Below are 22,282 nucleotides of genomic sequence, written 5' to 3' on the forward strand. Positions count from 1 at the left end.
TCAGATACGGTGAACGAATGATCATTCCGTCCAATCCACTCGTTGTTCCCATGAACGTGCAGGCGCTCGCGGTCAACGAGCGAGACGCGCGCGATGCATCGCCGTTCCTATCGGGGGCAAGCGCGATGTTTGACCGGCAGGCGGGCGTTGATAACGACGCGTTCCTAGGCGCCAACGTCAATCGTAGTTTGATGGCGGGGGCGGCCCAGCCGTTGGAGCCGGGCGTCCATCTGCATTGGGCGTTGCCCAAAGCGCTCTGCAATGGATTGGCGCGCGATAGCGAGCTTCAATTTCCTGCCGCGCCGAATCGCTGGCTCGTGAATCGTATTGTCGTCAGCGGCCGCAGCGCAACCCGGACATCGTGGGTCGTGCTCAGCGATCTTCTGAACGACGACATGCCGACTGGGCAGATGTCGATCACCTTGCCGACGGTGCCAAGCGAATCCGGACAGAATTTTCAATATTGCGGCGAACACCAGCCATTCGATGGGCAATGGCAAGAGCCCGTCATCCCGAGCGGGCAGACATTTGCGGCGATGACGGGTTCGAATTTGACCGCGGTGGCGAACGGTCATCCAACCTTCGCTACGTTCTATCCGAACTGCCGCGGTGTATTCGGATTCACCGACACGCTCGCCGATCTCGAAGTGCCGAGAGGGCAATCGATCGACTTGATGTACACGGTGACTGGGTGGTATAGCGACATGGCATTGGACCCGCTCGGCGGCGGCAAGCTGGCGCTCGCGGATATCCAGGAAACGCTCGGTTGGACGTTTGACTTGCCCGATAGCAGGCCGGGAGGAAAGGAACCCGACTGTTCGCTATTTCACGGCAACGTCCAAGGTGTGTCTTGGCACCCCGATCGAACGTACTTGCCTGACTACACCGCGGCCACGCCGGTCGCGCAAATGGATCTGAGCCTGGGCTGCAATCCGCCGGAGGCAATGTCCAGCTACCTGTTGGGGAAGATCGAGTCGCCCCCTGAGTACTGCGAGCTACTGCTGGACGCCTACTTCGAGGGCCTGCTAACTAAGCTGAATGAGCCGCAGTCGAATCAATTGAATCGGCTGCGGGAAGAACTGCATGAATTGGGATTCAGGTCGGATAAGGCCGAGTACCTCTATTCGATCACGGAGCAAGTCGGTACCGATTCGATTCAAGTCGAAGCCGAGGATCTGCCGCCGGCGATAGGCGATGCGTTGAACGCGCTCAACATGAGCGAGCGGCGCCTCGCCTTGCTGATCGAGAGCATGGCGAAGTACCAGTGGCAATTGTTCTCGGACTGGTATCGGATCTTCATGGTGGATGACGTAACGCTGCAGCAAGGCAGCTACGACGTGGCCAATAACAAGCTGAAAGAACTGCCGCGATTGCATAGAACGATCGAGCTCGCGGCTCGCGCCGTCCAGATCGAGCGCGGCGCGCTCATTGAGCAATTGCTCGACAACCAGCAACTGCAGCAACTCCCCGCTCCGCGGTTTTGGCAGCCCACGGATCTGTCCTGTTTGCTCAGTGGCGACGCCGACGCGTTGCCGTCGATCAACCGATACGACAACGGCGAGCAACCGGCGGCGCCCGGGGGCTATCTGCGGTGTAGGCTCAATGACCAGCTGGTGACGCGCGCGACGGTGAACGGCTTGCCGGTGGGCGCGGCAAATTTCGCGAATTGTGCGTTGCCGGAGTCGAACAACCTGCCCGTGTCGGATACGTTCAATTCGCTGCTGATCGAATCGTTGATCCTCAACGTCGATTTGCTGAGTAGCCTGGGCGGCGGGAAGGTGTCGTTCCAGGACTTGTTGCAAGGGCTGCTCGGTCGTTCCAAAAGCATTGCCGTGAAAGGCCGGGCCCCTGCATTTTGCTCTTTGAACGACTGGACGAGTAACCCTTGGGTGCCGCTGCTTGCATATTGGGAGGTGGAGTTTGCCCCGGTGTTTCCGCTAACGGACGCGGTGCACGACAACTATTCGGCGAATTTCTTCAACAGCCAGTTTACGATCGGGCAGAACGAAGGCGCGGCGATCGGGTATGTGCCGCCCGGTGATCCGGCAAACAGCGCGTTCTGCCAAAGCTACACGGGAGTGGCTTACCTTTCGACGAGCGCAATCGATAATTTCACCAAGGATCTCGCCGAGAGCAACGACCCCTTTCTTCAGGAATGCCTAAGGCTCATCCGACAAAAAAACATGGTGGTGCAAGCGCTGAGCGGATTCAACGAAGCGCTTGTGATGCACGATCAGCAATTGCAGCTCGATATCGCGGTGCCGAGCGGCGCCGCATACGAATTTTTTACGCAAGCGGTGGCTGCGGCGGTGGGCGTGCACTCGCACACAGGACCGAACTTCAACAGCTTTTTCAATCCGGTACGTGCGGGCTACCTCAAGGTAGGGGTGACGCTGATCGACGTATTCGGTCAAAAGCGCCGCGTCGAGCCCATCACGATGAGTATTGCGGAATCCCTTACGGCAACGTACCACGAACGCGCTGTTCCAAACATCGCCTTCCTTCCGCCGCGCATGTCGGAGGAAGCGCGACTGCTGTTCCGGTTCATCGCGGCGGACAGCTCGGGCGTTCAAGAAATGAACGCGCACCCGGCTACGTCGCCGATTTGCGGCTGGCTCATGCCGAACCTGCTCGCGCGCAGCTTGTTCGTTTACAACGCGCACGGCGGGAGTGTCGGTTCACTGTTTCTCAACGATGCCGGTACGGAACTCATGTGGCAGTCGGCACCGGGCAACGACGAGACGATCGACCTCGACGCCGAGGCGACCATGCAAGACCAGCAACCGCAACTGCGCGATTTGATCATGGCCTTGCGTAATGGATCGCCGCAATTCTTCAAGGATTTCATCCAGTCGATCGACAACGTCAGCGCGTATGTGCAGCCGCAGTCCGTGATGAGCGACAGCCCCGTCCCTTTGATCATCGGGAGGCCGTTGGCGATCGTTCAAGCGGCCCTCGCGCTCGAGTTGATGGGCACCGCGCACTGTAACCAATCGATGGGTGTCCTGGATCTGCCGCCCTCGAACACGCTGTGCGAAACCGATAATGGGTTGACGCAAATCGACTTTCCGGTCGTACTCGGCAACTTCGAGGACCTCGAGGATGGACTGTTCGGCTTCTTCAAGTTTGAAGGAGGCGATTACCGCTACGGCAATTTCTACACAATGGGGGCCGATTCGGCGTGGGAGAGCGGCGTTCAATTGCCCAGCCAATCGACGATCACAGTCAAGCCGCGGCCGGAGTTCGGTGCGGTCACGTTGGAGGACGCCGCGTTCCAAAAGGTGTTGATGCTCCTGGACCCGCATGCGACCGTCGCCGCGACCACGGGCATCTTGCCCACCAAACGCGTCGTCATCCCGCCGAACATGTTTTCGGACTCGATCAGAAAAATGGAGGTGACGTTCGAGACGGCCCCGATCCTGGGTGGCTCCAGCGCATTGACGATCCCGTTGATTGCAGAGGCCGGCTACGGCTGGAGCTGGGTGCAAGAGCGCAAAGCGCAGCCGCGGTCGTATTGGGACACGAAGAGCGAAATCAGCGCTCATCCGCCCGAAGCGCTATGGACTTACTCGCCGCAGACGCTGCTGGAGGGCTGGTTGCGGCTGGCACCCGACCTCTTGCGGTTCTCCCTCGTCAATACGGACAAGAAGGCGCTCGTCATGCAAGGCGTCAACAACGGCATGTCGATTACGTTCGTCAACGAATTGCGGCAGGCGATTACGCTCGTTCCCGGTCGAGCCGTCGAGGTCGGTACACAGGCGGTGGGATCGATCTTTTACCTGCACTTCGGCCAAGCCGTACGGGACGCGGATGTACCGAGGATTCAACTTAGGGGCGACGGTTGGTCATTCACGCCGTACCAAAGCGAGCGATACGGCGGCTATATCGCGGCGGTGAGGACGGAACCTTTGACGTTGGGCGGCGGCGTCGAGTCGGTGCCTATCTCTGTCGATAACTTGACGATCACGACAGACAAGCAGTTGTTTCGTGCTTACTTTGACTGCTACGGCATTCCTGGCGTGGATTTCGTTTCTTATGTCGACAAACTGGCGGTTGCTGCGCCGTCGCAAACTTGATCGTGCAATTCGTTTGGAATCGCAACGCGTCGGCGCGGCTGCACCGCTCCGGCTGAGGCAAACCGAATGTTCATTCAATCGAGGGGTGCAAAAATGAAGTCATCAGCCTTCCTTCCCGAGCCGCAGATTACCTTTGAGATTTCGAACGCGAGCGCGATCGCAAAGAAGGACGAGAACGTCGACGTGATTTACATGCCGACCCAGGACGCGAGCCTTAACGTGCTGTCGCTTACGATTTCGAACAATACGGAAGAAGCGATCGGGCTGAGCCCTGGAACGCCCGTTGCGGAGACAGAGGCGGATAGCGCTTCAGGTTCGCTGTTCTATCTGAAAGTAAGCCAACTCAACTTGGCCCAATCGGAGCTGTCGCAGATTGCGGTTTCTCTCGATGGATGGACGTGGAAAGTATTTGCCGATACAGCGATGATCTGCCTGGCGCCGACACGCGAGACGAGTATCAGTCCTGGCGGTAACATCGTATTCACGCTGAGCAATCTGACGCCGAGCGAGCTACCGCCGGAGATGGGCAGCGCGAAGGTGTATATGGACTTCTTTCGAGCGGGCTCGGTGTCGACGGGTACCTTACCGTACTCGTATGCGAGCCAAGTCGCGCTCGAGCGCCCGCCGAAATCGCATGCGGATTTGACAACGGTGATCGCGGCCGGATTGCCCCAAGGCAATACGGTCGTGCAGACGATTCCCGATTACCCCAAGGTCAAAAATACGCTGACGTTGACGTTGTCGCCGATCGAGTCCGACCCGGAGGTATACGCGGATGCGGACACCTACTTTGCAATCAACTTCGTTTACCCGAGCCACGCAGGCGATTCCTACGGCTATGGCGCCCTGACGACAGTTGCGCGTGCGGTGCACTTCGTTGTGACGGCGCCGACAGGCTGGACGGTCATGACGCCGTCCCCCGATTCGCAGGATCCCGCTTGGATCCTGACGCCACCATCAGGATCCTTGTTCACGAGTACTACCACAATCGACATCACGATCAGCAACATCGTGACGCCATACGGCGGCGGCTCGACGTTGATGCTCGTGACTTATAGCGGAGTAAAAGGGCCGAACGGGACCCTATACGACGATGGTGCGTTCAAGCCGCTCCTGCTTTGGAAAGAACGTCACGTCTACGTGCATCGGCTTAACGCTACGCCGAATCCGGCCACGCTCGAAAAGGTGGACGGGGAGCGGGTTGCGTCGGTGGATGTGAAGTGGAATGCCATGGGCGATCAGTTGAAGCTAACGTGGGATGGCGGCGGCCTCGATGTAACGGGTCGAAGCGACTACAGCACGAAAATCGAGCGCACCCGTCAGTTTACTTTGGAAGCGATTGGCGCCTCGAGGGGGAACTACGCCTCGGACAATGTTTGGGTTGAAATCTTCCCCGCGATCAATTCGATGATCGCCAACCCACAGTTCATCCATTACCAAGACTTTCCGCATGAAGTCGTGCTCGACTGGACCGTCGACACAAATGACGGCGTCTGGCTCACTTCCAGCGCGAAATCGTTTGGGCAGCAAGGCCCCTATCAAGGCGACGGCCTCGTATTCGAGCAGGCAGACCAGCCGCAGATGTACACCATTACGCCAGCGAAGAACAAAGTGCCGTTGCGGCTCGCGCGCCACGAGGTGATCTCGGCGTTCGATCTTCAGTCACAAACCGTGCCTTTGAGTGGGGCGCCCTGTTCTGTTGCCTTGTCGCCCACGGCGAATCTGTGCGCGGTGGCGATCGAAAACGACGATGACGTGCACATCCTGGAAACCATCTCCAACACCGCATATACGACCGTGTCGGTCAGCGATCAGCCAGCCGCCGTGGCATTCTCGAACGACGGACAGTTTCTGTTCGTGGCTGTCGGGGGGGACAGCCCCATGTTGTCGGTCTTCGCTGTCGCCATTGATTCCCGCACCAACGCGTACACATTCACTAAGAGTGGCGATGTTACCTTGTCAGGGAAGCCCACCGCAGTGCGAGTCTCTCAAGACGGCACAGCATTCGTCGCGGTGAACGGCAAGCAGACGGGCGCACTCGATATCGCGAAACCGAACAACGACATCTACTCGACACGTACAACCGTCACATTCGACGCGGGGCCAGTTACCGCTTTGGCCGTTTTACCTTCAGGCGCGCAAGCGTTCGTCTTATGTCCTGCCAAGCAGGGGTTTAGCGCATGCGTTTATCTCGTCGGCCATGATAAGCAGAGCAGTGGCTACCAAAACGTGCAAACGATCCTTTTCGGGAAAGGCGATTTGCCTGCCGATATCGCAATCGCCGGTCACGATTTCTCTACGCTTCTCGTCGCGTGCCAAGGGAGCGGATTCCTATACTCGGCTCCACTGAACATCGAGACGTTCGCCGACGGAAACGCGCAATATATTGCGTTGGACCACGTGCCGAGCAGTTTGGCCGTGAGCAACAATGGGGCGTACGCGTATATCGGCATGCATGCTGATAAAAAAATCGGTCTGCTCAACGCTTTTGTGGGTTATGACTTCTGCAAGGTGGTCGAGGAAGGGCGAGACAACGGGGCGAAGCCAAACGCGATCAGCGTTGCGAGCGACGGCTGCGCAATCGTCGTAGGTAACGACGACGCCACTTTGACCGTCTGGAAAGCCAAAACGTTCAAGGAGGCTGGGACTGCCCCCTCCGCGGACGGCGCAACCAACATCGTCGCTGGCAATGATTACGTCGTGTCTTTCCAAAATGCTCGAGGCGGAAATACGTCTTCGCCTGGCCTATGGCTCTATGATCGCAAGAGCGGGACGCACGGGAGCGCGAACGACACGATGTCGTTCACGACATTTCATTTTTGGCCAGACTACAGTAAAAACAAGGCGATCGCGACCGTTTATGGCGACAACTTATTGTATGTATTAGACGACAAGTTCGGGATTGTGAAGCAAACGCCATTTACCGACTCCAGCACCGCCCAGGCCGTCTCGGCAACGATTTCTCCGTTCTCGAACATGGTGTTCGTCGTATTTTGCGATGGAGATAACTATTCCTTGGCTGTGGTTACTTGCGATATCGATAGTAACGATTTGTCCTATGGCAAGCCAGTCCCGCTCTTTCAGGATGCAAATAGCCCTGGATGCCGTGTGGTTTCGATTTCGGATGGGACGAAGGTGTTCGTCACGAATGCTAATTCGAGAGAAATGAAAGTTGTCTCGGGAGGCGCAGCTGGCTACTCCATGTCGAGTACCCATTCTTGTCCGTTTACTCCTCTTTCCATGAATATAAGTCCGGATGATCGTGAAATTTATGTCTGGATGAACGATGCGCCTGGCAACGGACAACCGAACCGGTTCGCAATCGGACGGTTCGATGTGGAAGCCGACACCATGTCGACCGTTGCATTTCCTGGTCAGAAAAATATGCAGATCACGAGCACTGATATATCATCGGACGGGGCTCGAATTTTCGGGGTTGATGGGAATATGCGCCTCATTCATGTTTTCTCGACTTCTTCGATGCAGGAAATCGAATCGATTGCGATACGGAACCCGGATGCCATTTATCCGTTTGCCATATCTGTGACTCCAGATAGTTCGGCTGTGTATGTCGCAAACGTAATAGGGTCGTGTATATCGATATTCGATCAGCTTCTGCCAAAACCTTCCCATCGGGAGAGCAAAATTTCACAAAGGGATGGGCAAAGTTATAAGGGCATTTTCTTGCGCAGCTGTGTCGGTGATACGGCTGAAAAATATAATGGGGCGGGATCGTCGCATTCTCCGGATATTATTGCAGTTGGACCTACTGATACGCTGGATGCGACCTTGCTTGGTAAGTTGGAGAACTACGATACGTATTACGACACTACGGAGATAGGTTTAAACAAATATAACACAGTATATATTCGCGGTGTAAATAGCGCCGATAGCACGCAGCAGCAGAAAACGCAATACTCGAGAATTTACGTCTACGCCTGTCCTGCATCGGTGGTTTGCGTGCCGAAGAAGTGGAAGGCGAAGCAATTGACGTATGGAGCTGATGTGAAGCAAAATTGGGTGGACGTGTATTCCAGTGAGACTGGTGAGATCATATATACTGATCCGCCTCTTAATTGGGTGCCGGATTCTAATCTTGCGTCTCACTACTGTTTGGTGGCATGGGTCAGTAACTCCGACCTCGGTGTTGATCCTCCTGTCTATGATCCCCCTAACTTAGATTTATTTCCCGATCCGTTCGATTCATTTGATGATCTTATTAAGTTTGTTGCGAATCAGAGAAACATGGCATGGTGTAATACGAGCGATATTCAGATGAGCGCAGGGGTATATACGGACGTTGTCGCCGCACAGGGCGTGAAGGCTGGCGGGGAATCGTATTTCGGCCTCAAGTGGACTAATGTTCCCGCCGGGTCCACGCTGAAATGGAAGTTGCAGGAGCAGAAGCAGAACGGGTGGTTCCACTCATCTAATCCAACTACCGTTGGTGAAGATAACACGGATGGGTCGGAAACGGAGCTGGTGTCTTGGCCTAGCGATTTGGGAGATGTCGCACTCCAATACTGGTGTAAATGTCCGGATGGGGAGGTTCTGACAAGTGCATCGAAGTTTGTTCAAGTGAATATCGCCTTGGCGAGCGATTATCGTAATATGTTAATGCATCTTGGTCTGAGAGGGGGGCGATGCCTAGTAAAATTCAAAACTCAAGATGGATTTGAGATGACTGGTGTGCAGGTAGGTGCAGTGTTTTTTGTTAATAATCGAAAACAATGACTGCACGTTAGCAGTGCGGTTCCTTCGGCTCGCAACCACAGCGAACGCGATGTGGTTGCGAGGGGGTGAATGAGCTGACCGGCGTCGCCACGGAAGCGCTAGTCAGCTCCGACCGGAGAAGCGCTGTCCGACCCGCTGTCCGACCTTATGGGAGACAGCGGGGCGAGGCTAATCCGATTTAGTCTTTCGGTGCAGCCTCAGGCGGGCAGTCAATGACACCGGTGGCCTTGCGCAATTGCTCCCAAGAAATGGACGCGCTGGTTTTGCCCTGCCCAAAGAATGTGACAGTGTGGTTGTCTTTATTCACATCGACTTTCCAAATATAGCGCGTGCCGGGAACGTAGACGTTTTTAGCTTGATTGCTGTCATCAACACGACCGGAAGCCACGATCGCATACCGGTTGTCGCGGAATACCATGGGCCAATAGGTGAACCCTTGGTACTTGACGACATCGCAGGTTTGACTCAGTGCGGTTGAGGTCGAGTCGGTCAAACATTCGACTAGTACAGTACTGCGGCACGCCAGAAAACGAGCGGGTGCTTTGTCGACCGATTCCTTTACTACGACAGGGTCATCGGTAGGTGCGTTATTAGCGGCGGCGAGGATGGGTCCTGCCGACAGGGCTGCCATCAGGATCACCGTAAGTTTCTTACCGTTCATTAGAGTTGGCTCGGTATGTTGGTCAGCAACGGAACGAGCGCCGACAGGGGACTGCATCGTCGAGTCGGCGTGCGCCGTTGAATGGCGACGATGATCTGAGTGGGCTTTCGGCCGGCACATGGAACGTCGCTGGGGACAAGCATACGAGCCAACTCTTTGCGCCGCGCTATGAATTCTTACAGGTGTTCCGTCGCGCGTGTTGCGAGGTTGCGCATGCGGTGGCGAACGAGCTAACCGGCGTCGCGAGGCGAGACACCGAGGGGGTATTCAACCCACATTGAGCACGCGCTGTCCGCCTTCACGGCGGGCAGCTGAGTCGAATTCAATCCGATTTAATTTTTCGGTGCAGTGGGTTGGCAGTCAGGCACACTCGGGGCATTCTTTAGCTGATCCCAAGAAAGGGACGCGCTGGAATTACCCTGCCCCCAGAACGTGACCGTTTTTTTGTGTTGATCCACCTCGACTTTCCAAATATAGCGTGTCCCAGCTGCATAAGCTACTTTGGTCGGTACTACGTCGGTCAGTGCGCTCGTTTCTGGGACGCCTGCAGCCAGGATCGCATAACGGTTGTCGTCGAATGACATGGGCCAATACGTCACCCCTTGGTACTTGACGACATCGCAAGTCTTACTCGGAGGCCATCCCCGGGCATCTTCCGAGCATCGTGCTCGTGCGGTACTGAGGCACGCCCCAAAGTGAGACGGTGCTTTGTCGACCAATTCCTTGACTATGATTGGGGCGTCAGAGCCGGATGCATCATCAGCGGCCGCGAGGATCGGTGCTGCCGATAGAGCTGTCAGCAAGAGCATCGCAAATTTTTTACCGTTCATTAGAGTTGGCCTCGGTATGTTGATTGGCAATGGCGCCGATACGGGACAGTGTCGTCCGAGTCGGCGTGCGCCGTTGAATGGCGACGATGATCTGAGTGGGCTTTCCGCCGGCACATGGAGCGTCGCTGAGGACCAGCATACGAGGCAATTCTTTGAGCCGCGCTATCAATACTTACAGGGCTCCGTCGCAAATTTCTCGATTAGTTATCGATCCTATATCTACTCTTCTACTGCACCGCCTGCGTCTCAATCGCCGCGAGCGGCAGCGTAGCGGTGAGCGAGAACCCGGCTCCCGGAGACGTTTGAATTTGAATATCCCCGCCTAAGCGCGCCGCGCGCTCGCGCATCCCGAGCAGGCCGAACGATTGCCGGCCAGGGCGCGTGCCGCGCTCGGCGCCGCGGCCGTTATCGGCGATTCGCACGACGCAGTTCGATTCGTGGCGCGTGATATCGAGCACGACTTCCGTCGCGCCGGAATGGCGTGCGACGTTCGACAGCGCCTCCTGGACGATCCTGAAGACCTCGATCCGGCTCGATCGACTGAAGGTGATCGTTTGCAGGTCGAGGTGGCGAATCACGCGCACCGGGTAGCGCCTCGAGAATTCGGTGGTCAACCAGTCGATTGCCGGCCCCAGACCGAGATCGTCGAGCATGGCGGGACGCAGGTCCGCCGCGATTTCCCGTACCGAGTGGATGAGCTTGTCGATCAATTCCGACGCGGCATGGGTGTGATCCCGCCGGCTCGACAGCTTCGGCTCTTTCGGGATTCTTTGCTCCACTCGTGTGATTGCCATCTTCAGCGCGGTCAGCTGTTGCGCGAAGTCGTCATGCAATTCCCGAGCGATGCGGGCTTTTTCTTCCTCGCGGACGTGAAGAATATGGGCGGACAAGCGCCGCAGTTCCTCGCGTGAAACGTTCAGGGCTTCCTCCGCGCGCTTTCTTTCGGCAATGTCCGCGATCACGGAAATGAAATAGTCGGGCTTGCCGGCGTCGTCGCGCATCAGCGCCACGGTCAGCGCGATCCAGATCTCGCTGCCGTCTTTGCGCAGATAGCGCTTTTCCATCGTGTAGGTATCGATCTGCCCGCGCAGCATTTCGTTCAAGAGCGCGAGATCGGCGTCCAAATCGTCGGGGTGCGTGATGTCCTGGAAGGTCCGAGAGAGCAATTCCTCGCGTGTATACCCCACGATGTCGCATAGTTTCTGATTCATGCGCAGCCAATGGCCGTCCGGACCGACATGCGCGATGCCGACCGCCGCTTGTTCGAAGGTGGCGCGAAAGCGCTTCTCGCTTTCGGACAACGCTCGCTCCGTTTCCTTCCGTTCGGTAATGTTGCGCAGAAAGCCGCTGAAGTACTGATGCGTACCCGTGCCGATTGGCGTGATGGCGATTTCGATGGGAAATTCATGGCCGTCGCGGTGTATCGCAGTCGATTCGAACCGTCGATGCAGCAGCTTCGCTTCGCCGGTTTCCAAGTATCGCTGCAGCCCCTGCTTATGGGCCTCGCGATGGGAGGGCGGCACGATCAGTTCGCCGAGCGAGCGCCCAATCGCCTCATCGGCTTGCCAGCCGAACGTGGCCGCCGCCTGTCGATTCCACCCAAGCACGCGGCCGGCGCGATCCATCGTGATCACGGCGTCGAGCGCCGTATCGACGATCAGTCGAGTTCGCGTTTCACTGTCTCGCAACGACTGCAAGGCCAACTCGACTTGCTCACTTTTGCGCCGGAGCGTTTCGGCCAAATTGGCGAGTTCGGCTGTGCGTTGCGCGACCCGCTGCTCCAATTCGCTGTTGAGCGCTTGCAATTGTTCTTCGGTCTCGCGACGGGCGGCGATCTCGTGTAGCAGGCTCTTGTTGGCTGCTTCCAATTGTTTCGGGCTCGGCAAGGCGAGCGCCTTCGGCACCAAGGGCCAAATGACGGCAGCGGTAGCGATCGAGGCGATGGCGGTGATCGATTTGACCCCGGCATCGAGCCAGTACACGGGTTGCCAGATATCCAGAATGGCCATCAAATGCGTCGTCCCGCACGCGAGGATGAAGACGGCGAACATAAGAAACAGCCAACTGAACGGCAACTCGACACGCCGGCGCGCGAAAGTCCAGAGCGCAATTGGGATCGAGTAATACGACAACGCGATCACCGCGTCGGAGCCCACGTAAGTCCAGATCAGCCCTGGCGACCACTGAAGGCAATAGCCGTGCGGCACGAATCCCGCCGAGGTGAACAATGTCGCGATAGCGTCCATGACCTCCCGCCGATAGCAGGGTTGACGTGTCCTTGGAGCGAATCTCATCCGCGCTCACCGATCTTCGTCGATGACGATTCGCTTAGGCGCAAGACCGGTGCTGCAAGACGAGGCGCAAAAATCGGAGGACGTATGTCAACCCCTCGGCTGCGCGTACAAAGTCTGGGAAAACTAGACCGAAGCGGTCAGTTCGTATGAAGTATAGTCAAGCGCTCGCAATTTGGTAGTGGCGCCCCGTCATGCGGCTGGCCGCCGGGCCGGGTGGGGGAAGGTGGCCTGCTGCCGAGGGAACGGCAGGCCCGCGTGTGACAGTCGCCGGCCGCACTGCGTGCGGCCGGCAATGACACGCTCACTCAAAACATGTGCCGAATGCCTGCCATGACGCCCAACTGGCCTGTCCCCGCGGCCGGCGTCGTACCGCCGCCGCCCGAACTCAAGCTGTAATGCGCACGCGCGCTGTTCCACAAGTAAGACGTCTGCAGATAGACCGCAGTGGCTTTGGATAAGAGGTAGGTACCTCGTAACGTGGCCATGGTTGCGCGAGTGTCCTGCTCCCTGTTGATGATCCGGAACGCTTCACCATCGATAAGGACGGCGGGCGTGGCGCGATACGATGCGCCGGCGAAAAAGAGATTGGAGCGGACATCCGGCACCGCAGGCGAAACCGTCTCCACATGACGCCCGATCCAGCCGGCGCCGAGCTTGACCGGACCGAGTGTTCCATATCCGCTCAATTGCATGCGCGTGTCTTTATCTCCCTCGTTCGTCAGCGCAAAGGGCGCGATGCCGTTGAAGAAGTTGGCCGCGGCTCCCGAGCCGCCGCGTTGTTCGTCATACGCGGCTGAAACGCCGAATGCCTTTGCGTCGTACTTGATTAACGCGCTCCATTGGCGGCACTGGCTGGCATGCCCGGCTACCTGGCCTGCACAGGTGCCTTGACCCGGCGAGTTACCGGTTCCGGCGGAGTCGCGTCCGAAAGAGTACGTTGCGCCGAGCGTCAACCCATGGAACATGCCCTTGTAGGCCACGGTGTTATCGCTGCGCGAATTGGGGATATACGCGTCGAGCGACGCGCTGCCGTAGATGTCGGGGCCGAGGATATCGGAATCCGCCAAACCCCAGAACGTCATCGTGTACTGGCGCCCGAACGACACGGTACCCCACGGACCCTCGAGGCCAACCCATGCTTGCCGGCCGAACAGCCGGCTGCCTTGCCCCATGTCGCCCGCTCTGGGATTGAAACCGCTTTCGAGCTGGAAGACGGTTTTCAGCCCGCCCCCGAGATCTTCGACACCTCTCAGTCCCCATCGAGACGGCAATTCGCCCGTATTGCCGGGCATGCGGATCAAGCTGTCGCCGGCAGTATTGCTATGCGACACATATTCAATGCCCGTGTCGATGATGCCGTACAACGTGACGCTGCTTTGGGCGAACGCCGAGGCGCTGGACGCGGCAAGTCCAGCGGCGATCCATATCGATAACTTCATTGTCTCCAAACTCCGTTCTTGATGGAGCGTTTCGCTCTCGTTATATTTAGGATTACTACCTAAAAGAAAAGCGCTACGCGACTGCCGGTTGATACATGATTTCAACGTTGTAAGAAGGTTATGAGCAGGCCCGGATCAAGGCCGTGCGAGGCGCTTGTCGCCCACAGGCAAAGATCGAAAGCGAGGCAATGACTGCCGGTACCGCGACGATCGCAAAGAGCACGGGGAAGCTGATATTGGCGGAGAGCAATGCGCCGCCCACAAGCGCGCCGACGACCGACCCGAGCCGGCCGATTCCCAGCGCCCAACTGATGCCGGTCACGCGGCTGGACGTCGGGTAGTATCGAGCCACATAGGCATTGGCGCCGATTTGCGATCCGCTGATACAGAAGCCGACACCCATGATCGTGGCCGCCAGCAACGTACCTGTCGCCGTGCCGGTCGCAACGAGAAAGAGCGCGCCGAACCCGTAGGAGGAGGCCAGCACTACCGTCGGATTCGCCTTGTCCATTAAGCGGCCGATAACCAATGCGCCGATGGTGCCGCCCACCTGATACATCACAGCCACTTCCGACGCGATCGAGAGCGGCATGCCGGAGCTATGGACGATCGTCGGCAACCAGTTCGTCAGCAAGTACACGATCAGCAGGCTCATGAAGAAAACGATCCAGAGCAGCACCGTTCCGGAGCGATAGCCGGACGTGAAAAGCTGTCGAACGGGCGACCCATTTTGAACGGTTTCGTCGAGCGTGAATTGCACCGGCGCCGGGACGGGGAGCGGGGCGATCCTCTTCAGAATGTGTGCGATGTATTCGGCGCGTACATTCTTTCGCAGCACGAGATAGCGCACCGACTCCGGCAACGCCATGAACAGGATCGGAACCAGCAGCAACGGTAGCGCGCCCCCGAGCAGCAAGATGCTGCGCCAGCCATGCGAAGGCACGAGTTGCGCGGCGGCGACGCCACCGAAGCCGGAGCCCAGCGTGAAGCCGCAGAACATGACGGTGGTCAGAAAGGACTTCTTTCGTTCGGGGCAATACTCCGACGTCATGGCGATCGCGTTCGGCATGGCGCCGCCCAGGCCGAGGCCGGTGACGAAGCGTAACGCGATCAGTACGGAGATATTCGGAGCGTACGCGGTAAAAAGGCTCGCTACGCCGAAGAACGCGACCGTCGCGAGGAGGGTTCTACGCCGCCCGATTCTGTCGGCAAGCGGGCCGAACACTAGCGCGCCGACCATCAACCCGATGAGACCCGACCCGAAGAGAACACCGAGGGCCGCCGGGTGAAGATGCCATTCCCGGCTCAGCGCAGGGGCAATGAATCCGACACAGGCGGTATCGAATCCGTCCACCGCAACAACAGCGAAACACAACAGCAATACGGTCCATTGAAAGAGGGAAATGCGTTGGCGATCGAGCCAGTCGCGAATCTCGAGCGTGCCTTCGGGGCGGGTCATGTTTCGTCTCCGTGATCATCGTTGCTGTCTTATCAGTGTCACGAAGGTTGCCGAGTTGCCGCTGGCGCGTCTACGCGGGTGCGTGAATGCGCATGATTCACACAGGTTATTTTGGTGCGCCCCCGGCCTCCGGTAAGTGAATGTCCGGTACGGAGCACAGAGCGCCTAGGGAAAGTCCTAGATCGAAAACTCGTCGAACACCAACTGCCGAAGCCATTGATTGCCGGGTTCCCGGTGATTGCGCGCATGCCATAGCACGTTGATGGTGATATCGGGGATCTTCAACGGGCAAGGCGCACTGATCAGATCGAACGGCGCAAGCGTGCGCACTGCATAGGCTTCCGGCACGACCGCGACGAGATCGGTCGTCTGCAGGATGTGGCCGACCGCAACGAAGTGCGGCACGCGCAAGTGCACGTTGCGCTGGTGTCCCGCGCGCTGAATCGCGGAATCGACCATCCCATGGCCCGTTCCTTCGGCAACGATCGATACGTGCTCCGATTCCAGGAACGCTTTCATCGTCATGCCCGTTTTAGCGAGAGGGTGCCCCTTACGGAACAGGCACACATACTTCTGACGAAAGAGGCGCCGCTGAAAGAAACCCGATTTCAGATCGGGCAGGAACCCGATTGCCAGATCGACGTTGCCGCGCTCCATTTCATCGCGCAGGGCGTCCGATTGATTGCGCACGGTGCTGATCGACACACCGGGCGCGGCCTTGGCCAAGCGCTTCATGAGGTTCGGCAGAAAGTAGATCTCGCCGATGTCGGTCATGGCCACAGTGAATGCCCGCGTGACCGATGCGGGATCGAAACCCGCCTTCACGTTCAGCGCATCGTGCAGGGTACCGAGCGCGTATCCGACCGATTCCGCGAGCGCTTCGGCAAATGGCGTGGGCGTCATTCCCTTGGACGTGCGTAAAAACAGATCATCGCCGAGTACTTTCCTGAGCCGGTTGAGCGCATTGCTGATCGCCGGCTGAGAAATGCCGAGCGTGGCCGCGACCGATGACACGCGGCGCTGGCGCAGCAGCTCATTGAATACGACCAGCAGGTTCAGGTCGATGTCCTTCAGTTCCATACGTAGTCTCCTCCGTTTCTTTGGTCGCATTATCACTTCGGGTGATGTGCGATATCAACGTATTTCTATTTATCAATAGCGTGGTGGAGTGCATCATCCGCCCATAAGTTGAATGCTCAGGAGACGCAGGTCCATGGAAGTGTCTATTCTGCCGCTGCAAAGAACGCTCGACGTACGATCGGGCGACAACTTGCTGGAGGCCTTGCGCCATCACGAGGTTCCGATCTCGTACAGCTGCATGGCCGGACGATGCGGTACGTGTCGTTGCCGGATCGTGTCCGGCAACGTGCTGCTGACAGGCGCAGCGGAGACGAACCGCCCGGCCACCGATGGACAGTCGGTACTCGCTTGTCAGGCGACGCTGGTGGAAGATTGCGTGATCGAGATTCCCGAGGTCGACGAGATCGTCGTCCATCCGTCGAAGATCATCAAAGCGACGGTTGCCGGTATCGAGGATCTGACGCATGACATCAAGCGTGTGCGGCTCGCGCTATCCAAGCCGTTTGCGTTTTCTCCAGGTCAGTATGCTTCTGTGCAATTCGCTCCGGAGCTGGTTCGGCCGTATTCGATGGCAGTGACCGCGGGCGCAAGCGAAGCGGAGTTTCACATCCGTTTGGTGCCGGGCGGGCGCGTCACGTCGTATGTGGCAACGCAATTGAAGGTAGGCGATGCCGTTCGGTTGAGCGGACCGCTGGGTACCGCCTATCTGCGAACGAAGACGTCCGATCCCGTCATCTGTATCGCCGGCGGCACCGGGCTCGCGCCGATCCTGTCGATCCTTCGCGGGATGGCCGATCAAGGGGCCGCCTATCCCGTGCATCTGTACTTCGGCGTGCGCTCGCCGCGAGACATCTACGGCATCGAATGGCTCGACGAGGTCAAGGCGCGGTTGCCGAATCTGAACGTTCATGTGGTCGTCACTTCGTCGAACGAGCCTGGGCCGTACCGAATGGGTGTCGTCACCGATGCGGTCAAGCACGACTGGGACAGCTTGAAAGGCTGGCGTGCCTACGTGGCGGGTGCACCTGCGATGGTCGATGCCTCGACGATCCTGCTTCGTCAAAAAGGGATTCAAGCGGAACACGTATACGCCGATGCATTCTATGCGAGCGGTGTTTGATCACGGCCATTCACGAAGCTTTTGAAGTTTTAATATCAGGAGACGAATCATGAGTGAGGCGCCCGTTACTTTCGTGCGGCCGAGCTGGAAGGAGGCGGGTTCGAGTCGCATCCCGTTCTGGACGTACACGGATGATGCCACGTATCGACGCGAACTCGATCGCTTTTTCTATTCGAATCATTGGTGCTACGTCGGGCTCGAAGCCGAGATCCCGAACCCGGGCGATTTCAAGCGCACGGTTGTCGGCGAGCGCTCGGTGATCGTTACGCGCACCCAAGACGGTGAGATCGCCGTCGTCGAAAACGTCTGCGCCCATCGCGGCGTGCGCTTTTGCCGCGAGAAATTCGGCAACCGAAAGGACTTCACGTGCCCGTACCATCAGTGGAATTACGACCTGAAGGGGAACCTCGTCGGTGTTCCGTTCCGCCGGGGCATCAAGGCTGACGGCAAAGTGAACGGCGGCATGCCGGCCGATTTCGATCCGAAGGAGCATGGCCTGACGAAGCTGAACGTCGCTTGCCGAAACGGTGTGATCTTCGCATCGTTCGACTACGATCTTCCATCGCTCGAAGTGTATCTGGGGCCGACCATCCTCGCGTATTTCGACCGCGTGTTCAACGGCCGGAAGCTGAAGATTCTCGGCTACAACCGGCAGCGTATTCCCGGCAACTGGAAACTGATGCAGGAGAACATCAAGGATCCCTATCACCCAGGCTTGCTTCATACCTGGTTCGTCACGTTCGGTCTCTGGCGCGCGGATAACAAGTCCGAGCTGAAGATGGACGATCAGTTTCGCCATGCCGCGATGATTTCGACGCGCGGCGCGGGCGGCAAGAGCGAAGTCACGAGCGGCGTAACGAGTTTCAAGGACAGGATGACACTGAACGACGATCGGTTTTTGGACGTCGTGCACGAACCGTGGTGGGGCGATCCCACGGCTGTGATGATGACCGTCTTTCCGAGCGTGATCATTCAACAGCAGGTCAATTCGGTCTCCACACGCCACATTCAGCCGAACGGGAACGGTTCGTTCGACTTTGTCTGGACGCATTTCGGATTCGAGGACGATAGCGATGAAATGACGCGTCGGCGCCTGCGCCAGGCCAATCTTTTCGGTCCGGCGGGATTCGTGTCGGCCGACGACGGCGAAGTCATCGAGTTCTCGCAAGAAGGCTTCGAACAGAAGCCGTTCCATCGAACGATCGCGGAGTTGGGCGGTCGTGAGGTGGCCAATACCGACCACATGGTGACGGAAACGCTGATACGCGGCATGTACGACTACTGGCGCCGCGTGATGGAGGTTTGACATGCTCGATTTCGAGACCTATCAGGAAGTGCTTGCGCTCTATGCCGATTACGCTGCTGTCATCGACAACAACGAATGGGACAAGTGGCCGGAATTCTTTTCGGACGTATGCACATACAAGATCCAGCCTCGCGAGAATTTTGATCGGGGCTTGCCGCTGGCGACGCTCGCGTTCGAGAGCAAGGGCATGTTGAAAGACCGCGTATACGGGATCACCGAGACGATCTTTCATGATCCGTACTACCAGCGCCACGTCATAGGTGTGCCGCGCATTCTGTGTGTCGAACAGGGGCGCATCGAAACGGAGGCCAACTACGCCGTGTTCAGGACGAAGCCCGACGAACTGCCCACTGTATTCAATGTGGGACGTTACCTCGACACGATTCGTCGAACGCCGGCTGGCCTTAAGTTCGAATCGAAAGTCTGCGTTTTCGATAGCGAAATGATCGCGAACTCGATCATCTATCCCATCTAAGGTGAGTCATGGAAGTTCAATGGATGAAAGTCATTGAGTTGTCCGCGGTGCCGACGGACGACGTGACGGCAGTGAGTGCGGCCGGCCAGGAATTGGCAATCTATGGTGTCGAGGGAAAGGTGTTCGCAACCGACAACATCTGTACGCACGGCCACGCTCGGCTCTGCGATGGATTTCTGGACGGGCATGAGATCGAGTGCCCGCTGCACCAAGGCAAATTCGATGTTCGGTCCGGGAAGGCAATGTGCGAGCCGTTGACGACGGATATTCGCACCTATCCCGTGAAGATCGAGGACGGTTTCGTCTTCGTCGCATTATAGAAATCAGGAGACTCCTATGACTGATCGGAGGTTGGGGGAGCAGCGCGCGGCTTACTATCGGCAACTGGAAACGCGCGGCCTGTCGCCGCTTTGGGAATCGCTGCATAGCCTTGTCCCAAAGGCGCCGACACCGCAGGCCGTTGCTGCGATCTGGAAGTACGCTGAGATTCGCGATCTCGTGATGGAAGCCGGGACACTGATCAGTGCCGAGGAAGCGGTACGGCGCGTCCTGGTACTCGAAAACCCCGGACTGCCAGGAAAGTCGAGCATTACTTCCACGCTGTATGCCGGATTGCAGTTGATCTTGCCTGGCGAAATCGCACCGAGCCATCGCCATACGCAATCGGCGTTGCGATTCATCGTGGAGGGGCACGGAGCATGGACCGCCGTCAACGGCGAGCGAACGACGATGCGTCCGGGGGATTTCATCATCACACCGTCGTGGACGTGGCACGACCACGGGAATCCGACCTTCGATGACGGGGGAGAGCCCGTCGTTTGGCTCGACGGCCTCGATATTCCTTTGATAGGGCATCTCGATGCAGGCTTTGCGGAAACCTACCCGGAGCTGACACAGCCTGTGCTGCGCCCCGAAGGCGATAGCTACGCGCGATTCGGATGCAACATGGCGCCGGTTCGGCACCGTGTCACCGATCCCACCTCGCCGGTTTTCAGCTATCCCTTTGAGCGCAGCCGTGCGGCGCTCGACGAACTCTATCGGAACGGCGATCTCGACGAGTGCGACGGCGTGAAGCTTCGCTATGTCAATCCGATGACGGGCGGTTGGCCGATGCCGACGATCGCCACATTCATGCAGTTCCTGCCAGCCGGCTTTGTCGGTAAGCCGTACCGCAGCACCGATGCGACGGTCTATTGCGCGGTTGAAGGCAGCGGTGTCGCGCGGATCGGCGGAAAAGTGTTCGAATTTGATGCGCACGACGTGTTTGTCGTGCCGTCCTGGCAACCGGTCAGTCTTAGCGCGAACAGCGACTGCGTATTGTTCAGCTACTCGGACCGGCCGGTGCTGTCGGCATTGAACCTATTGCGCGAGGCGCGGCTGTAATCACGCAACCCACCCAACAGATCGATCAAAAAGGAATTTTTTTCATGACGTTTGCATTCCCTCCCGAGGCGCCGGTCGCCATGGCAGTCGCAGGAAGCGACGAGCAAGTCGCGGTGCGCCGCGTGTATTGTGTTGGCCGGAACTATGCGGCGCACGCGCGCGAGATGGGATTCGATCCCGATCGCGAACCGCCATTCTTTTTCTGCAAGCCCGCCGATGCGATCGTGCCGGTCGCGGACGGTCAAACGCTCGAGCTTGCGTACCCGTCACAGACGTCGAACTACCACTATGAAGCGGAACTCGTTGTCGTAATCGGCAAGTCGGGCTTCGACGTTCCGGTAGAGCAGGCGCTTGACTATGTATACGGCTATGCCGTTGGCCTCGACATGACGCGTCGCGATTTGCAGATGAAGATGCGCGAGATGGGGCGCCCGTGGGAAATCGGCAAGGCATTCGACCGTTCGGCGCCCATCGGTCCGATTCATCGCGCGTGCGACGCCGGGCACTTTGAAAGCGCGCCGATATGGTTGACGGTGAACGGCGAAACGAAACAGAAGAGTGATGTATCGCATCTGATCTGGAGCGTTGCCGAAACGATCGCCGATCTATCGAAGTTTTTCCGCCTCGAACCTGGCGATGTGATTTACACGGGTACGCCGGAAGGCGTGGGCCCGGTCACGGCCGGCGATCTCATGGTGGTGGGCATCGAACGGCTGGGCGAACTGCGTGTGCGGGTGGTTTGATCGGTGGGGCCCGCTATGCAACTCTATAACTTCTTCAACAGCTCGACGTCCTACCGCACGAGAATTGTGCTGGGGCTCAAAGGCTTGCCGTTCGACTATGTGCCGGTGAATATTCGCACCGGCGCGCATCGCGAGGCCGGCTACATCGACCGCATCAACCCATTCGGGGCTGTGCCGGCGCTCGTGGATGGCGATTTTCGCCTCGGGCAGTCCCTGGCCATCATCGACTGGCTCGATACGCGGTTTCCGAACCCGAAGCTGCTGCCGGCCGATCCCGACCTTCGCGCTCGCGTACTTGAGCTGTCGTACCTGATTTCATGCGATATCCATCCGATCAACAATCTTCGCGTGCTTCGGTACCTTGAGAACACGTTAAACGTTACGCCGGAACAGAAGAGCGCGTGGTACAAGCATTGGGTTGCCGAGGGGATGGCCGGGGTGGAGCGGCTGCTTGCCCAGTATGGAAACGGGCCGTGGTGCTTCGGCGATGCGCCGACGCTCGCGGATTGTTGCCTCGTGCCGCAGATGGCGAATGCGGCGAGAATGGGCTGCGATTTGGATGACTATCCGCTGAGTTGGGCTGTGTATCGGCATGCGAACGGGCAGCCGGCCTTCGTTGCCGCTCAGCCCAGCTCGCAGCCTGACTTCATTGCGTCGTAACCTCGTGGACGTTTGTGATGGC

14 protein-coding genes are annotated in these 22,282 nt (G+C 58.1%); 9 read left to right on the forward strand and 5 right to left on the reverse strand.

What is annotated here, in order from left to right; translation table 11 throughout:
- Positions 1 to 17 precede the first annotated feature (17 nt).
- Both ACTHL0_RS24820 and ACTHL0_RS24825 read left to right on the forward strand, forming a co-directional pair.
- Positions 18 to 4,076, forward strand: a complete 4,059-nt coding sequence (locus tag ACTHL0_RS24820; RefSeq protein WP_440569718.1) for a hypothetical protein — start codon at positions 18 to 20, stop codon at positions 4,074 to 4,076.
- A gap of 93 nt (positions 4,077 to 4,169) precedes the next feature.
- Positions 4,170 to 8,810 carry a YncE family protein gene (locus tag ACTHL0_RS24825; RefSeq protein ID WP_440569719.1) on the forward strand — a complete coding sequence of 1,547 codons (4,641 nt, stop codon included), beginning with the start codon at positions 4,170 to 4,172 and terminating at the stop codon, positions 8,808 to 8,810.
- A 178-nt stretch (positions 8,811 to 8,988) separates the two neighbouring features.
- On the opposite strand, the gene ACTHL0_RS24830 is transcribed toward ACTHL0_RS24825, so the two are convergent.
- The 5 genes from ACTHL0_RS24830 to ACTHL0_RS24850 form a co-directional block, all read right to left on the reverse strand.
- Positions 8,989 to 9,471, reverse strand: a complete 483-nt coding sequence (locus ACTHL0_RS24830) for a hypothetical protein (RefSeq protein ID WP_440569720.1) — start codon at positions 9,469 to 9,471, stop codon at positions 8,989 to 8,991.
- Between the two features lie 1,057 nt (positions 9,472 to 10,528).
- On the reverse strand, positions 10,529 to 12,547 hold the full coding sequence (locus ACTHL0_RS24835) for a PAS domain-containing sensor histidine kinase (RefSeq protein ID WP_440569721.1): 2,019 nt from the start codon (positions 12,545 to 12,547) through the stop codon (positions 10,529 to 10,531).
- A 353-nt stretch (positions 12,548 to 12,900) separates the two neighbouring features.
- A complete protein-coding gene (locus ACTHL0_RS24840; RefSeq protein WP_440569722.1) occupies positions 12,901 to 14,034 on the reverse strand; it encodes a porin in 1,134 nt (377 codons plus the stop codon).
- 118 nt (positions 14,035 to 14,152) lie between these two features.
- Entirely contained in the window at positions 14,153 to 15,493 is a 1,341-nt protein-coding gene (locus ACTHL0_RS24845) for an MFS transporter (protein ID WP_440569723.1), read from the reverse strand.
- 177 nt (positions 15,494 to 15,670) lie between these two features.
- Complete coding sequence (locus ACTHL0_RS24850) at positions 15,671 to 16,573, reverse strand: LysR family transcriptional regulator (protein ID WP_440569724.1); 903 nt, start codon at positions 16,571 to 16,573, stop codon at positions 15,671 to 15,673.
- Positions 16,574 to 16,706: 133 nt separating this feature from the next.
- Between ACTHL0_RS24850 and ACTHL0_RS24855 the strand changes: the two genes are divergently transcribed.
- The 7 genes from ACTHL0_RS24855 to maiA are packed head-to-tail and all read left to right on the forward strand — an operon-like array spanning position 16,707 to position 22,260.
- A complete protein-coding gene (locus ACTHL0_RS24855) occupies positions 16,707 to 17,693 on the forward strand; it encodes a 2Fe-2S iron-sulfur cluster-binding protein (RefSeq protein ID WP_440569725.1) in 987 nt (328 codons plus the stop codon).
- A 49-nt stretch (positions 17,694 to 17,742) separates the two neighbouring features.
- On the forward strand, positions 17,743 to 18,999 hold the full coding sequence (locus ACTHL0_RS24860; RefSeq protein WP_440569726.1) for an aromatic ring-hydroxylating dioxygenase subunit alpha: 1,257 nt from the start codon (positions 17,743 to 17,745) through the stop codon (positions 18,997 to 18,999).
- A 1-nt stretch (position 19,000) separates the two neighbouring features.
- On the forward strand, positions 19,001 to 19,474 hold the full coding sequence (locus tag ACTHL0_RS24865) for an aromatic-ring-hydroxylating dioxygenase subunit beta (protein ID WP_440569727.1): 474 nt from the start codon (positions 19,001 to 19,003) through the stop codon (positions 19,472 to 19,474).
- An 8-nt stretch (positions 19,475 to 19,482) separates the two neighbouring features.
- Positions 19,483 to 19,794 (forward strand): non-heme iron oxygenase ferredoxin subunit, encoded by a 312-nt coding sequence (locus ACTHL0_RS24870; RefSeq protein ID WP_440569728.1) that lies wholly within the window; start codon positions 19,483 to 19,485, stop codon positions 19,792 to 19,794.
- Between the two features lie 16 nt (positions 19,795 to 19,810).
- Positions 19,811 to 20,857: a gentisate 1,2-dioxygenase gene (gene gtdA / locus ACTHL0_RS24875; protein WP_440569729.1), complete on the forward strand. Its 1,047-nt coding sequence runs from the start codon at positions 19,811 to 19,813 to the stop codon at positions 20,855 to 20,857.
- Positions 20,858 to 20,901: 44 nt separating this feature from the next.
- Positions 20,902 to 21,600 carry a fumarylacetoacetate hydrolase family protein gene (locus ACTHL0_RS24880; RefSeq protein ID WP_440569730.1) on the forward strand — a complete coding sequence of 233 codons (699 nt, stop codon included), beginning with the start codon at positions 20,902 to 20,904 and terminating at the stop codon, positions 21,598 to 21,600.
- 15 nt (positions 21,601 to 21,615) lie between these two features.
- A complete protein-coding gene (gene maiA / locus ACTHL0_RS24885; RefSeq protein ID WP_440569732.1) occupies positions 21,616 to 22,260 on the forward strand; it encodes a maleylacetoacetate isomerase in 645 nt (214 codons plus the stop codon).
- Positions 22,261 to 22,282: the final 22 nt, after the last annotated feature.

It is taken from the genome of Trinickia sp. (assembly GCF_051961175.1).
Classification (GTDB): Bacteria; Pseudomonadota; Gammaproteobacteria; order Burkholderiales; family Burkholderiaceae; genus Trinickia.

Coding starts and splice junctions, on each gene's coding strand:
- ACTHL0_RS24820 (WP_440569718.1), top strand. CDS start 18: ATGATCATTCCGTCCAATCCACTCGTTGTTCCCATGAACGTGCAGGCG.
- ACTHL0_RS24825 (WP_440569719.1), top strand. CDS start 4,170: ATGAAGTCATCAGCCTTCCTTCCCGAGCCGCAGATTACCTTTGAGATT.
- ACTHL0_RS24830 (WP_440569720.1), bottom strand. CDS start 9,471: ATGAACGGTAAGAAACTTACGGTGATCCTGATGGCAGCCCTGTCGGCA.
- ACTHL0_RS24835 (WP_440569721.1), bottom strand. CDS start 12,547: ATGGACGCTATCGCGACATTGTTCACCTCGGCGGGATTCGTGCCGCAC.
- ACTHL0_RS24840 (WP_440569722.1), bottom strand. CDS start 14,034: ATGAAGTTATCGATATGGATCGCCGCTGGACTTGCCGCGTCCAGCGCC.
- ACTHL0_RS24845 (WP_440569723.1), bottom strand. CDS start 15,493: ATGACCCGCCCCGAAGGCACGCTCGAGATTCGCGACTGGCTCGATCGC.
- ACTHL0_RS24850 (WP_440569724.1), bottom strand. CDS start 16,573: ATGGAACTGAAGGACATCGACCTGAACCTGCTGGTCGTATTCAATGAG.
- ACTHL0_RS24855 (WP_440569725.1), top strand. CDS start 16,707: ATGGAAGTGTCTATTCTGCCGCTGCAAAGAACGCTCGACGTACGATCG.
- ACTHL0_RS24860 (WP_440569726.1), top strand. CDS start 17,743: ATGAGTGAGGCGCCCGTTACTTTCGTGCGGCCGAGCTGGAAGGAGGCG.
- ACTHL0_RS24865 (WP_440569727.1), top strand. CDS start 19,001: ATGCTCGATTTCGAGACCTATCAGGAAGTGCTTGCGCTCTATGCCGAT.
- ACTHL0_RS24870 (WP_440569728.1), top strand. CDS start 19,483: ATGGAAGTTCAATGGATGAAAGTCATTGAGTTGTCCGCGGTGCCGACG.
- gtdA (WP_440569729.1), top strand. CDS start 19,811: ATGACTGATCGGAGGTTGGGGGAGCAGCGCGCGGCTTACTATCGGCAA.
- ACTHL0_RS24880 (WP_440569730.1), top strand. CDS start 20,902: ATGACGTTTGCATTCCCTCCCGAGGCGCCGGTCGCCATGGCAGTCGCA.
- maiA (WP_440569732.1), top strand. CDS start 21,616: ATGCAACTCTATAACTTCTTCAACAGCTCGACGTCCTACCGCACGAGA.